This is a genomic window from Pseudomonas sp. NPDC089569 (assembly GCF_050280625.1).
Taxonomy (GTDB): Bacteria; Pseudomonadota; Gammaproteobacteria; order Pseudomonadales; family Pseudomonadaceae; genus Aquipseudomonas.
On record NZ_JBNNVQ010000067.1, the window covers coordinates 1 to 12,809 of the forward strand.

The following is a 12,809-nucleotide window of genomic DNA, read 5'->3' on the forward strand; positions in this document are numbered from 1 at the left end:
GGCGGCCATCTTCAGCTCGGCGGTGATGTTGAAAACGTACGGGGGGAGTCGATCTATGCGCGCAAAGCGGCGCGGCGAACCTTGTTCGGCCATTGTTGCCTCGGATAACGTAAGCGCCCGGAACCGTCCGAGCGACGCTGGTCACTGCGGTGACCTGTGGCGGAATGTACGGGCAGCTGTGGCAGACTGTCCAGCCTCGATGTAAACAAATTTTTCCGAAGGATAGGGTTCGATGGAATTTACCAGCGGCTTCTTGCTGAGCCTCTCGCTGTGCCTGGATATCGGCGTGGCCAACATCGCGATGATTACGCTGGCGATGCAACGCGGCTATTTCCAGGGCTTCGCCCTGGGCTTGGGCACCTGCGTCGGCGATCTGATCTATGCCGTGCTGGCGCTGGCGGGCATGACCGTTCTGCTGCAATACGAAACCGTGCGCTGGGTCCTGTGGATCGGCGGTTCGGCGCTGCTGGTGTATTTCGCGGCGAAGATGATCCATTCGGCCATCCACCACGAAGCACTCCTGGCCGAGACGGCCGAAGTCGGCCACAACTCCCATCGCAAGGAGTTTTTCCGCGGGATTTTCCTGGCCATGTCGTCGCCCAGTGCGATTCTGTGGTTCGCCGCGGTTGGCGGCACCCTGATTGCCCGCTCAGGTGGCGGTGGGCCACTCAGTTCGGCGCTGTTCCTCGGCGGTTTCCTTTGTGCCGGGCTGCTGTGGTCGGCCGGCCTGTGCTTTGCGGCGAGCCATGGCGGCAAGTTGCTCGGTGACAAGCTGTTGCGCTACTCCTACATGGCATCGGCGGCGATCTTCTGCTATTTCGCGGTGTACGTGATCCTATCTGGCTATAACGAGTTTGTCGGTGCCGCTGCCGTCGAGCAGTTGCACGCGCTGTAACTGGGCGAATCGGGTTTGGCCTCTATACTCCCAGCCGAACCCACTTTTTCCTTCCAGGAGTCGAGCCATGGATGAGCCAACACGCGCCGAAGTGACGGGACCACGCATTGAAAAGGAACACTTCCTGCTGATCGCAGGGCTTGGCGGACGATTTACCCGGCAATCGGTATCAGGTATTCCCGATCTCTGGGAAAAATTCCAACCGCACATCGGCAAGGTACCGGGGCAAAAAGGCGAATACACCTACGGTGTGTGCTGCAATTTCGACGGCAAGGGCGGCTTCGATTACATCGCCGGTGTCGAGATCAGCAAACTGGATGATTTGCCGGAGCAATACCGCTGGGTAGAAGTGCAGCCGCAGAAATACGCCGTGTTCGAGCACAAGGGCTCGCTGCAGTCACTGCCGCAGACCTTTCACCGGATCTTCGACATCTTGCTGCCGCAATCCGGGCATGAACCCATCAATGCCCCGGAGTTCGAGCGCTATGGCAAAGACTTCAACCCGGACCCGCGCTTTTGCAGACTGGAGATCTGGCTGCCGATCAAGGACTGACAAGCCCGACGAGAGGCGAATCGCAGGATTCGTCTCTCGATGTGGCGCAGTGGCTGATTTATGATTCCCGGCCTTTCCCTCGCCGATTTCGAGCTGCCATGAACACCGTCATCCGTAACGTCACACCTGCCGATCTGGACCGCTGCTACGCCATCGAGACCCTCGCCTACGAAGGCGACGAAGCCGCGACCCGGGAAAAAATCGCCACCCGCATCGCCACCTGGCCGGCGGGATTCATCGTCGCCGAAGTGGAGGGCGTGGTCGCCGGGTTCATCAATTCCGGCGCGGCATTTCAGGTGGAAATGTCGGACGAAGCGTTTAAGGAGCTGATCGGCCACGATCCGGACGGCCCGCACGTGGTGATCATGTCCGTGGTGGTGCATCCGGATTTTCAGGGGCAGGGCCTGGCCAAGCGCCTGATGAGTGAATTCATCGAGCGTATGCGCGGCATGGGCAAGGCGACGATCCATCTGATGTGCAAAGAGCGGCACATTCCGCTATACGCAGGATTCGGCTTTGCCTACATCAAGCCGTCGGCGTCCGACCATGGCGGCATGGCGTGGCATGAGATGGTGCTGGACCTTCAGGGCTGAGTATCCGGATTATTTTTGGTTCACCTGTCGATTCAGCGGATCGCCACACGACTAGGGGTGTCTTCACAACGAAAACACGGAGAACCACCATGAGCTCGCAAGAACAGATCCACAACCTGATCCAGAACTATCGTCAGGCCGTCATGGCCAAGAACGTGGACGACGTCATGGCGCTGTATGCCGATGACGTCGTTTCCTTCGACGCGGTCAAGGCGCTGCAATTCAAAGGCAAGGCGGCGTACCGCGCGCACTGGGAGGAATGCATGAAAATGTGCCCCGGCCCGCACATTTTCGAGTTCCACGAATTGACCATCGAAACGTCCCAGGAAATCGCCTTCGCCCACTGGCTGGCCCATTGCGGCGGTACCAACGAGAAGGGTGAAACCCAGGCCTGCTGGATGCGCGTCAGCGCCTGCTACAGGCAGGTGGGCGGGCAGTGGCTGATCGCTCACGAGCACTGGTCGGCACCGTTCGACATGACCAGCGGTGCAACCCTGTTCGATCTCAAACCCTGATCGACGGTTTGTTGATCGGCGATCCGATCAGCAGCCCTAGATGATGGTTCGAAAAGGAGAGCGTGATGAAGTACTTATGCCTGGTCTACAGCGATGAGCGCCTGCTGCATTCGCTGCCCGAAAGCCCGGAGGATGCGGAGTGCATGGCGTATGCCGAGTCGGTCCAGGGCAGTGGCCGGATGGTTGCCGCCGAAGCACTGGAGTCGGTGCAGACCGCCACCACGGTGCGCATGCGCAACGGCAAGCTGTCGATCACCGATGGCCCGTTCGCCGAAACCAAGGAGCAGTTGGCCGGCTTCTACCTGATCGATGCCAAGGATCTGAACGAAGCCATCCAGGTCGCCGGCGACATTCCGGCAGCCCGGGTCGGGTGTGTCGAAGTGCGCCCTGTTCGTCAGCTGAATCCTTGAGGTGCCAGTGTCGATCAAGGCGCAAGTCGAGCAGGTCTATCGCCAGGAGTCGCGCCGGATCCTGGCGACACTGATCCGCCTGCTCGGCGACTTCGATCTCGCCGAAGAAGCCTTGCATGAGGCGTTTTTTGTCGCCGTCCAACGCTGGCAACTGGACGGCGTGCCGGACAATCCGCGGGCCTGGCTGGTGTCCACCGGGCGTTTCAAGGCGATCGATGTGTTGCGGCGGCGCGCCCGCTTCGCCGCTTCACGACCGCTGTTGATCGCGCAACTGGAGGCGCTTGAGCAAGCCGACTGGAGCGCCGAAGACGTGGAAGACGATCGCCTGCGCCTGATCTTCACCTGTTGTCACCCGGCATTGGCGGCGGATGCGCAGGTGCCCTTGACCCTGCGCGAAGTCTGCGACCTGACCACGGAAGAAATCGCCCGGGCCTTTCTCTCGGCACCGGCCACCATCGCCCAGCGCATCGTGCGCGCCAAGGCGAAAATCCGCGATGCGAAAATTCCCTACCAGGTGCCCTCCCTGGCCGAATTGCCCGAGCGCCTCGACAGCGTGCTGCGGGTGATTTACCTGGTGTTCAACGAAGGCTATTCGGCCTCTGTCGGTGCGCAAGTGACCCGCGAAGACCTGACCCGCGAAGCGATTCGCCTGGGCCGGTTGCTGATGGAGTTGTTGCCGGAACCCGAGGTCATGGGGCTGCTGGCGTTGATGCTGTTGCACGAGTCGCGGCGCACCGCCAGGACCCGTGCAAACGGTGAGCTGATCTTGCTGGACGAGCAGGATCGATCGTCGTGGAATCGCGAACTGATCGACGAAGGCTGTGCGCTGGTGGAGCGGGCGCTGGGCACTCAGCGCTTCGGCCCGTACTGCCTGCAAGCGGCGATTGCGGCCGTGCATGCCGAGGCGCCGTCGGTGGATGAAACCGATTGGGTGCAAATCGTCGGGCTGTACGACGTGTTGCTGCGCGCCGTGCCATCGCCGGTGATCGAGCTGAACCTGGCGGCAGCGTTATCGAAACGTGACGGACCACTGGCGGGACTGACGCGGGTCGATGCGATCCTGGCGCGCGGCGAGTTGCACGATTACCACCTGGCACATTCGGCACGGGCCGAGTTTTGCCGGCAGTTGGGACGCGTGGACGAGGCGCGCCAGGCGTATGAGCGGGCGCTTGAGCTGACCCGGCAAGAGCCGGAGCGGCGGTTTATCGAGGGCCGAATCAAGGCTTTGGGGTGAGGTGTTCTCACGGGCCTCTTCGCTGTAGGAGCGAGCGGTGCGGCGATCCGACTTGCCCGCGAAGGTGCAGTGTCAGCCTCCATCTATGTTGAATGTGCTGGCCTCATCGCGAGCAGGCTCGCTCCCACCGGTACGGCGCTATCCCTGTGGGAGCGAGCCTGCTCGCGATAAGGTCCGCAGGACCTTTTCTATCAAGCCTGCTGCCGGGTAGCCGCCAGCACGATCTCGCGAATGCACACATGCTGCGGTTGCTGATAGGCATAGGCGATTGCCGATGCCACGTCCTCGGCACTCAGTACTGTTCCGCCCATGTCCTGTTTCCAGGCTTGATAGCCGGTTTTGATCGCCTCGTCGGTGGTGTCGCTCAGCAATTCGGTTTCCACAGCTCCGGGGGCAATGGTGATCACGCGCACATTGTGCGGTGACAGTTCTTCGCGCAGGTTCTCCGAGAGGCCGTGCACGGCGAACTTGGTGCCGACGTAGGCCACATGATTGGGGAAAGCCTTGCGCCCGGCCACCGAACTGACATTGATGATCGTGCCGTGCTTGCGCTCCACCATCCCGGCCACCACCGCATGCACACCGTTGAGCAAACCTTTGACGTTGACGTCGAGCATACGGTCCCACTGCTCGGGATCCTGCTTGCTCATCTCGCCCAACAGCATCACCCCGGCGTTGTTGATCAAGGCATCGGCCGGGCCGAATTGCGCTTCGGCCTCGGCAACGGCGGCGAGCAAAGCGGCACGGTCGGTGATGTCGACTTGGCGGCTCAGGCTATTGGGCAGCGCCAGGGCTTCAAGTCGCTCGACGCGTCGTGCCAGCAACAGCAACGGGTGACCGGCGGCGCTCAACAGGCGGGCGGCCGCTTCGCCAATGCCCGAACTGGCCCCGGTGATGATGATCAATGGCTTGCCCATGGGTGGACTCCTGAAATAAGAAAAACAAATGGCTTGGTGTGTTCCGCAGTATATTGAGCGCGTTGATGCCTGAAAAATGCCTTATTCCTCTGTCTGCTATCGGAACTGTCTATGGATATTCGTCACCTCAAAGCCTTTCTTGCGGTGTTCGAGGAGCGCAACATCACCCTGGCGGCGCAACGGTTGTTCATCAGCCAGCCGACCTTGTCGGTGACGATCAGGCAGCTCGAAGAAGAATTGGGCGCCACCCTGTTCGTACGTCAGCCCCGGGGTGTCGAGGTCAGCGAACAAGCGCGCGTGTTGTATCCGCAGGCACGGCGCATGGTCGCGGATGCACAGGCCCTGGGCCGGATGTTCCGCGTTGAGGAAAACCGAACAACGCTGACGTTGGGTATCGAAGGCGATATCGCCGACAGCCATATCGAAGCTTTTTTGCGCATGGCGCGTCTGGCGTTGCCGCACCTGCTGCTGACCCTTGCAGAGGGCTGTCAGGGCGACGGTCGCCTGGCGGTGGAGGAGCTGTGCTGCGAGGACGAACTGTTCCTGCCGCTGTGGGAGGAGTCATACGTCATGGCGCTGCCTGTCGACCACCCCATGGCCGGCAGCACAAGCGCGCAACCCTGGGTGCCGGTCAGTGACTGGATCACCTGCGCGCAACATCCTTCGCACCAACGCTTGATGGCCTTGTACGGAAGCTCGCCGGACTCGGTCGCCGGGCATGCCGGCTCATTGAAGCAGGCATTGCAAATGGTCGCGGCGGGGATCGGTGTGGCGGTGTTGCCGCAGTCGCTGGTCGCAGGCCATGCACGGGTGGCGACCCGCGCCATGCACCTGCCGACGCCGACACGTCGGGTCGGCTTGTGCTACGCCGCGCAGGCACTGGAGTTGCCGGCGTTGCGCGGGTTGCATGAGTACTTCCGGACGAATCGGCCGATTCAGATTGAAGTGGAGTGATCAGATTTCTTGGTTGCCTTTACTGGCCCCATCGCGAGCAGGCTCGCTCCCACAGGGTTTGCACGTTACCTGTAGGAGCGAGGCTTGCCCGCGAACAATCCCACCACTATTCCAGCATCTTGGCCAACAACCAGCTCCCCGCCGGCCCCGGCGGATTGAGCCGCGACCACAGCGCATCCACCGACACCGTTTTCGGCCAGCCGCGCACTTGCAGCTCCTGCAAGGTGCCGGGACCGAAACGCGCCACCAGCCAGCGCGGCAATGGCGCCCAACCGAAACCGCCCTGGGCCATTTCCAGCAGCATCAGGTAACTGGGGGCCGACCAGACGCGGCCCCGGGCGCGGCTTTCATAAGGATTGACGATGGTTGCCAGGCGCAGTTCGCGGTGCTGTTGCAATACGTCCTGATCGATGTGTTCAAGGGTGGCCAGGGGGTGCCCTGGGGACACGAACAGGGCGATTTCCGTGCGTTCATCCACCGTTGAATTGACCAGGTCCGGCGGATAGCTGTCCTGCATCTCTGCAAAAGCCAGCTGGGCCCGGCCGCTTTGCACCAGGTTGACCAGGTCATCGCATTCGGCGATCAGGCATTCGAGTTCAAGGTCCGGATAGCGCTGCTCGAAGGCACTGAGCGAGGCTTCGAAGCGGTCGGACTGGTACGTATCGGAAAGGGCCACGGTCAGTTTCGCCTCGACCCCCTGGGACAGTTGGCTGGCGGTCATCTCCAGGCGACTGGTGGCCGCCAGGATGTCTTCGGCCCGTTGCAGCATCACATGCCCGGCCGGTGTCAGCGTGGGTTTACGGCTGCGGCGGTCGAACAGTTCAAGGTTCAGATCGATTTCCAGGCTGGCCACCGCCGCACTGATGGTCGACTGGCTGCGCCCCAGTTTGCGCGCAGCAGCGGAAAACGAACCTTGTGTCGCGGCCTGGACAAAGGCCAGCAGGACTTCATGAGAGGCCATGAACTATCGCCTTGATCGATGGTTATTGGTTATGAAGTATCGGAGCGATAGCGGACCATGGCAACCACTGTCACTCAAGGAGTCAGGCCATGAGCGCCAACAAATCCATTACCGAACGCATTTTCCAGGCCATTGGTTTCGAGCTGCTGGCCATCCTGATCTGTACCCCGTTGCTGGCCTGGATCATGGGCAAACCGTTGCTGGACATGGGCGTGGTCACCCTGGTCCTCGCGGCCCTGGCGCTGGCCTGGAACGTGGTGTTCAACGGCTTTTTCGATCGGGAGCTAAAACGCTTCGCCATCGCGCATACCCCTTGGGTTCGCGTGGTGCATGCGTTGCTGTTCGAAGGCGGGCTGGTCGCCCTGGGTGTGCCGCTGATCGCCTGGTGGCTGAGCATCAGCCTGTGGCAGGCATTTTTGATGGATATCGGCGTGCTGCTGTTTTTCCTGCCATACACCTACATCTATCACTGGACGTACGACGTGGTGCGCGAGCGTTTCATCTTCCAGAGCGTATGACTCGTAGGAGCGAGGCTTGCCCGCGAAGGCGGTTTGTCTGACACATTGATGCTGAATGTGCTGACGTCTTCGCGGGCGAGCCTCGCTCCTACGGGGACTGTTGTTAAACGTGGAAGTAGCCCACGCACGAATCAAACGGCAAACGCTTGAGTTCGATTTTGTTCAGGTCCAGCACTTCACGCAGGGCCTTGGTCTCGCCCGGGAAGTTGCGGTAGGCGACTTCGTCCAGCACCACGATTGCGCCTTTTGGCATGTACGGCAGGAAGGTTTCCAGCGCGACTTTGGTCGACTCGTACAGGTCGGTGTCGAGGATCAGCATGGCCACGACCAGGTCAGGACGGGTCTTGACCCACTCCGGTACGGTCTTGACGATGTCGCCCTTGACCAGCTCGCAACGCGGGATGCGGTTGACCGGACGCAGCAGGTCGTTGGCGTCGATCATGTCCTGGATCAGCGACTGATCGGTGTCGGAGAACATGGTCTCGTTGACGTCCGACGGGTCTTCTTTCTTGTCGATGCTCTGGAAGCCTTCGAAGGTGTCGAAACCGACGATCGAACGGTTGATCGCGTAGGGCTCGAGAATCATCGACAAGTGCATGTACAGCATCAGCGAGTTGCCCTTGTACACGCCGCATTCAATGATGGCGCCCGGAACTTCGGCAACCTTCTTGAACAACTCCATGCGCGACAGCGCGGCGGTCACGCCGATGCGGTTGGCGAAGACGAACGGTGCGTCGGCGACGTACTCGGCATCGACCCGTTTCAGGACGCCGCTACGGGTTTCGTTGTACTGGGCCTCGGCGGGCGTGATGCGACGCTTGGTCATTGGGCGATTCCTTGGAAGTTCGAAAAGTCATGGGCGTGGAAATAGTCTTTGAAGCCTGCGCCGACGTCCGGGCAGGCGCTGTCGACGTTGATCGCGCCACGGTTGTGCTTGAGGTCATCGAGGTGCATCAGGCGGAAGTCCACGCTGAAGCGGGTGTTATTGGTGTGGTTGGCGACAGTGCCATGCAAGTGCGAGCCGGAGAAAATCAGCATCTCACCGGTGTTGCCGGCGATGCGCACTTCAGACGCCGAGTTGATCTCTTCCAGCGGCACCGGGTGCACGCGAACTTCCTCCTTGAGGTTGTCCTTGGCACGGTGGCGCTGATTGTTGATCCAGTCGTTGAGGCTCCATTGGCTGGAGGTGTTCTTCACCGGCACATCGAAGTACGCGGCGTTGATCATCATGGTCTGGTCGGGGCTGATGGTATGCACCGGCATCCAGGTGTTGATCTGGCAATCGACGCTGCCGTACCAGGTGTCGCGATGCGGCTTGTAGGCATAGCTGACACCGGCGTGCAGGTAGTCATAGTTGGGCACGACGCGAATGCGTGGCACGTCGAAAATGTACTCGCGCGGGTCGACGCCGATCTCGTCGATAAACGACAGGATCAAATCCTTCACACGTTGACTATTGGTGAACTGGCCCTTGAGGCGCGTCACCAGTACCACGAATTCTTCCACCGGCATCAGCGTGTGCAGCGCCTGGTGATTGGTTTCGCCGTCGAAGGCGGCGGTGATGCTTTCCTGGGCAAATGTGCACAGCTCTTTGGCGGCGCGCAGTTGGGTGTTCAGGAAAATGTCGCCGGCGTAGATGGCTTCTTTGAAGTCAGCTTTTTGTTGCAGCTGATTGATGTACAGATTCACGGTTCCACTCCTGAATACATCGAGTCTTTTAAGAGTCGGCCAGACGTTAGCAAACTGAAGTGCTGCTGGACGTGCGGCGCGTCAATAAAACGCATGCTCTCGGGTTTGTGAGCAAATGCCGTGCCGCTGGACGAAAAAAATCCCGGCGGGAAAACCCGCCGGGATCCTGTACTTCGAAGCCGGGCTGCGACCCTGGGTTCGCTACTTGATTCAGAACAACTGCGTGAACAACCAGTACAAGCTGCCCGACAGCACAATCGCCGCCGGCAAGGTCAACACCCAGGCCATCAGCAGGTTGCGGATGGTCTTCATCTGCAAACCACCGCCGTTGGCGACCATGGTCCCGGCCACGCCCGAGGACAGTACGTGGGTGGTCGACACCGGCAAACCGAACATGTCGGCGGCACCGATGGTGAGCATGGCCACGGTCTCCGCCGAAGCGCCCTGGGCGTAGGTCAGGTGGGTCTTGCCGATCTTTTCGCCGACCGTCACCACAATGCGCTTCCAGCCGACCATGGTGCCCAGGCCCAGGGCGATGGCCACCGCGATCTTCACCCACAGCGGAATGAAGCGCGTGGAGCTGTCGATCTGCTGCTTGAACAGTTGCAGCTTCTGACTGGTGTCGGCGTCGAAGTTGCCCACCTTGTTCTTGTCCATCAGGCGAATGGTTTCGCTGGTCAGGTACATGTCGTTACGCACGTTGCCCACCGCTTCGGCCGGGACTTTGGACAGCGAACCATAACTCTGGACCTGGGTGCCGATGCTGCCGGTCAGCGCGGCCAGCGCAGGCACCAGTTGCGGTGTGGCTTCCTTGCTGCGTACGTATTCGGACAGCACCGGGCGCGGATCGGCAGGGGCCGGTAGCGGAGCGCTTTTGACCAGCGCTTGTTGAGTCACTTGCGCCACCGCCGCGAACTGCAGCGCCTGGTCGGCAGGCATGGTGCGGTTCAAGGCATATGCCATCGGCAGGGTGCCGACCAGGATCAGCATGATCAGGCCCATGCCTTTCTGACCGTCGTTGGAGCCATGGGCGAAGGACACGCCGGTGCAGGTCAGGATCAACATGCCGCGAATCCACCAGGGCGGCGGCGTGTTGCCCTTCGGCTCCTTGTACAGTTCGCGGTTTTTCACGAAGGCACGCAGGGCCAGCAGCAACAGCGCGGCACAGCCGAAACCGACCAGCGGCGAGAGCAGCAATGCATAGCCGACCTTGGTCGCCTGCGCCCAGTCCACACCGCTGGTGCCGTCGCGCCCGTGCATCAAGGCGTTGGCCACGCCGACGCCGATGATCGAACCGATCAGGGTGTGGGACGAGGAGGCGGGCAGGCCCAGCCACCAGGTGCCGAGGTTCCACAGGATCGCCGCGATCAGCAAGGCGAAGATCATGGCAAAACCGGCGGATGAGCCCACTTGCAGGATCAGCTCCACCGGCAACAACGCGATGATGCCGAAGGCCACCGCGCCGCTGGACAGCAGCACGCCCAGGAAGTTGAAGAGCCCCGACCAGACCACGGCGAAGTTCGGTGGCAGCGAGTGGGTGTAGATCACCGTGGCCACGGCGTTGGCCGTGTCGTGGAAACCGTTGACGAACTCGAAACCCAGGGCAATCAGCAACGCCACACCCAACAACAGGAATGGCGTCCAGGTGGTCACCACCGTGCCGAGTTCGGTCATGTCGTGCATCAGGCTGTAGGCGGTGAACAACAGCCCCAGGGCCAGTACCGCGAAAAACACCACGAGAGTAATCAGGCCGGGCTTTTTATCGAGTTGCGGTTGACCACTGCCGACGGGCGCCTGGGCAGTGGAAAAGGAGGGCGTAGCCATCACGGACATTCCTGTGGAGGGAAGGAGTATTCGTGATAATCGTTGCTAATTATTACAGGCAGACTGCTCTGGATCAGCCTTTGGTTTTTTTCCGTTACCGCCGATCGCAATAACACCCACACATTTTTGTAGGAGCGAGGCTTGCCCGCGAAGGCGGCTTATCTGGCACATCAATGTTAAATGTGCCGACGCCTTCGCGGGCAAGCCTCGCTCCTACGGACGGGGGTGGTTTTCAGTAATCACGGCGTTTGCGAAACGCCCAGCGTCCGGCAATCAGGGTGAAGGTCGCGACCAGCGCCACCAGGATCCAGAAACCTTCCGGGTCCTGGGCAAGCGGTACGCCGCCGACGTTCATGCCGAAAAAACCGGCAATGATGTTGATCGGCAAGGCCAGCACCGTGACCACGGTCAGGGTGAACAGCGTGCGGTTGCTTTGCTCGTTGAGGTTGGCGGCGATTTCTTCCTGCAACAACTTGATCCGTTCACCCAGTGCCGTCAGGTCGTTGATGATCAGCGCGAACTCCTCGGTGGATTTGCGCAGCTCCTTGACGTCTTCTTTCTGCAACCAGGGCGGCGGGCGGTTGAGCAGTCGCAGCAAGGATCCCGGCTCCAGTGCCAGCAGGCGTTGCAGGCGCACCAGGACTCGGCGGTTGGCGCCCAGTTCGGCCCGGTTGGTCGACAGCCGCGAGGACAGTAACTCGTCTTCGACCTGGTCGACGCTCAGGCTGGTCTTGCGCACGATCTGCGTCAGTACCTCGCCCTGATCGCGCAGCAGGTGCACCAGCAATTCCAGTGGCGAGCGAAAGCGTTCGCCGGCCTTCACCGAGGAACGCAGCTTGTCCACCGAGTGCAGCGGTTGCAGGCGCGCGCTGATGATCAGCTTACTGCGCACGCAAACCCAAAGCGTCGAGACATCCGAGGACACCATGCTGCTGAGGTTGAACACCACATCGTTGACCACCGCCAGCAGCGCCGAATCGACATGTTCGATACGGGTCGACCGCGAGCCTTCGTGCAGGGCTTCGAAAAACTCATCGGGCAAATCCAGATGGCTTTTCATCCAGCGCTCGCACGCGGCATGGGCAAGGTTGAGGTGCAGCCAGAGGAATTCGTCACTGTCCTGCGGTTGTTGCAGGCACCGCAACGCCATGGCCGAGTCGATCTCTCGTCCGCGCTCGCCGGGGCGAAAACTGAAACCGTAGAGCAGGCCGAACAGATCCGTATCGCGATGAGTTTGATCGAGGCTGTGGTTCATGAGTGCTCGCAAGGGGAGACGCCTGTTGCAGGTTTCACAGGTTCACGTGAGCCGCATCTTCGCAAGAAAGGATGATGTTTTTGTGACAGAAAAATGAATGCAAATGGCCATCTACCGGCGGTCGGATTTTCCTCAAGAACCGCTCTGGCACGCCGATTACGCATGGGTTAAGTTGCGCGCCGCTGGCCACAAGCCAACGTTGACGACAGGGATGTCCGGACACCAATCACGCCTCGATGGGCGTGCCTCATTCCTGTCATGAGTACCTTCCGATGTTTTTGCAAAAGTCCTTGAGAGCGCAAATTCTCGCCTTGTTGAGCGGCAGCCTGCTGGCGATGCTGTTGATTGCCCTGGCCTGCTTTCACTTTCTCTCCGGCGGCGTGCAGAACTACGCCAACCTGATCGAAGGCCCCCTGCACACCTCGCAGTTGATCGACGAAGCCAACCTGCAATTCAAGGTGCAGGTGCAGGAGTGGAAAAACGTCCTGCTG

Annotated in this window: 15 protein-coding genes; 8 read left to right on the top strand and 7 right to left on the bottom strand. The window is 60.7% G+C overall.

Annotated features, from left to right (window positions below):
• The coding region (locus ACQKP2_RS21960) for a hypothetical protein (RefSeq protein ID WP_427579448.1) at positions 1 to 93 on the bottom strand (93 nt) is incomplete at its 3' end.
• Between the two features lie 139 nt (positions 94 to 232).
• Here ACQKP2_RS21960 and ACQKP2_RS21965 point away from each other — a divergent pair.
• The 6 genes from ACQKP2_RS21965 (at position 233) to ACQKP2_RS21990 (ending at position 4,200) form a co-directional block, all read left to right on the top strand.
• The gene (locus ACQKP2_RS21965; RefSeq protein ID WP_427579394.1) at positions 233 to 895 is read left to right on the top strand and encodes a LysE family translocator; all 663 of its coding nucleotides are present in this window, start codon (positions 233 to 235) and stop codon (positions 893 to 895) included.
• 67 nt (positions 896 to 962) lie between these two features.
• Entirely contained in the window at positions 963 to 1,448 is a 486-nt protein-coding gene (locus ACQKP2_RS21970; protein ID WP_427579395.1) for a GyrI-like domain-containing protein, read from the top strand.
• Positions 1,449 to 1,546: 98 nt separating this feature from the next.
• Complete coding sequence (locus ACQKP2_RS21975) at positions 1,547 to 2,041, top strand: GNAT family N-acetyltransferase (protein ID WP_427579397.1); 495 nt, start codon at positions 1,547 to 1,549, stop codon at positions 2,039 to 2,041.
• 89 nt (positions 2,042 to 2,130) lie between these two features.
• Positions 2,131 to 2,556 (top strand): YybH family protein, encoded by a 426-nt coding sequence (locus ACQKP2_RS21980; RefSeq protein ID WP_427579399.1) that lies wholly within the window; start codon positions 2,131 to 2,133, stop codon positions 2,554 to 2,556.
• Between the two features lie 65 nt (positions 2,557 to 2,621).
• Complete coding sequence (locus ACQKP2_RS21985) at positions 2,622 to 2,966, top strand: YciI family protein (protein ID WP_427579400.1); 345 nt, start codon at positions 2,622 to 2,624, stop codon at positions 2,964 to 2,966.
• A gap of 7 nt (positions 2,967 to 2,973) precedes the next feature.
• Positions 2,974 to 4,200 (top strand): RNA polymerase sigma factor, encoded by a 1,227-nt coding sequence (locus ACQKP2_RS21990; RefSeq protein WP_427579402.1) that lies wholly within the window; start codon positions 2,974 to 2,976, stop codon positions 4,198 to 4,200.
• Positions 4,201 to 4,391: 191 nt separating this feature from the next.
• Here ACQKP2_RS21990 and ACQKP2_RS21995 read toward each other — a convergent pair whose 3' ends face one another.
• Entirely contained in the window at positions 4,392 to 5,117 is a 726-nt protein-coding gene (locus ACQKP2_RS21995) for an SDR family oxidoreductase (protein ID WP_427579404.1), read from the bottom strand.
• A 111-nt stretch (positions 5,118 to 5,228) separates the two neighbouring features.
• Between ACQKP2_RS21995 and ACQKP2_RS22000 the strand changes: the two genes are divergently transcribed.
• Positions 5,229 to 6,071: a LysR family transcriptional regulator gene (locus ACQKP2_RS22000; protein ID WP_427579406.1), complete on the top strand. Its 843-nt coding sequence runs from the start codon at positions 5,229 to 5,231 to the stop codon at positions 6,069 to 6,071.
• Between the two features lie 106 nt (positions 6,072 to 6,177).
• Here ACQKP2_RS22000 and ACQKP2_RS22005 read toward each other — a convergent pair whose 3' ends face one another.
• A complete protein-coding gene (locus tag ACQKP2_RS22005; RefSeq protein WP_427579407.1) occupies positions 6,178 to 7,032 on the bottom strand; it encodes a LysR family transcriptional regulator in 855 nt (284 codons plus the stop codon).
• Positions 7,033 to 7,121: 89 nt separating this feature from the next.
• Between ACQKP2_RS22005 and ACQKP2_RS22010 the strand changes: the two genes are divergently transcribed.
• Complete coding sequence (locus tag ACQKP2_RS22010) at positions 7,122 to 7,550, top strand: multidrug/biocide efflux PACE transporter (RefSeq protein ID WP_427579408.1); 429 nt, start codon at positions 7,122 to 7,124, stop codon at positions 7,548 to 7,550.
• A gap of 103 nt (positions 7,551 to 7,653) precedes the next feature.
• Here ACQKP2_RS22010 and ACQKP2_RS22015 read toward each other — a convergent pair whose 3' ends face one another.
• From ACQKP2_RS22015 to ACQKP2_RS22030, 4 genes are all read right to left on the bottom strand, one after another.
• Complete coding sequence (locus ACQKP2_RS22015; protein ID WP_427579409.1) at positions 7,654 to 8,376, bottom strand: TylF/MycF/NovP-related O-methyltransferase; 723 nt, start codon at positions 8,374 to 8,376, stop codon at positions 7,654 to 7,656.
• Positions 8,373 to 9,239, bottom strand: coding sequence for a hypothetical protein (locus tag ACQKP2_RS22020; protein ID WP_427579411.1), 867 nt, complete (start codon positions 9,237 to 9,239; stop codon positions 8,373 to 8,375). Before ACQKP2_RS22020 ends, ACQKP2_RS22015 begins: the two co-directional genes overlap by 4 nt.
• 210 nt (positions 9,240 to 9,449) lie before the next feature.
• Positions 9,450 to 11,063, bottom strand: a complete 1,614-nt coding sequence (locus ACQKP2_RS22025) for an inorganic phosphate transporter (protein WP_427579412.1) — start codon at positions 11,061 to 11,063, stop codon at positions 9,450 to 9,452.
• A 232-nt stretch (positions 11,064 to 11,295) separates the two neighbouring features.
• On the bottom strand, positions 11,296 to 12,318 hold the full coding sequence (locus ACQKP2_RS22030; RefSeq protein ID WP_427579413.1) for a transporter: 1,023 nt from the start codon (positions 12,316 to 12,318) through the stop codon (positions 11,296 to 11,298).
• Positions 12,319 to 12,809 lie beyond the last annotated feature (491 nt).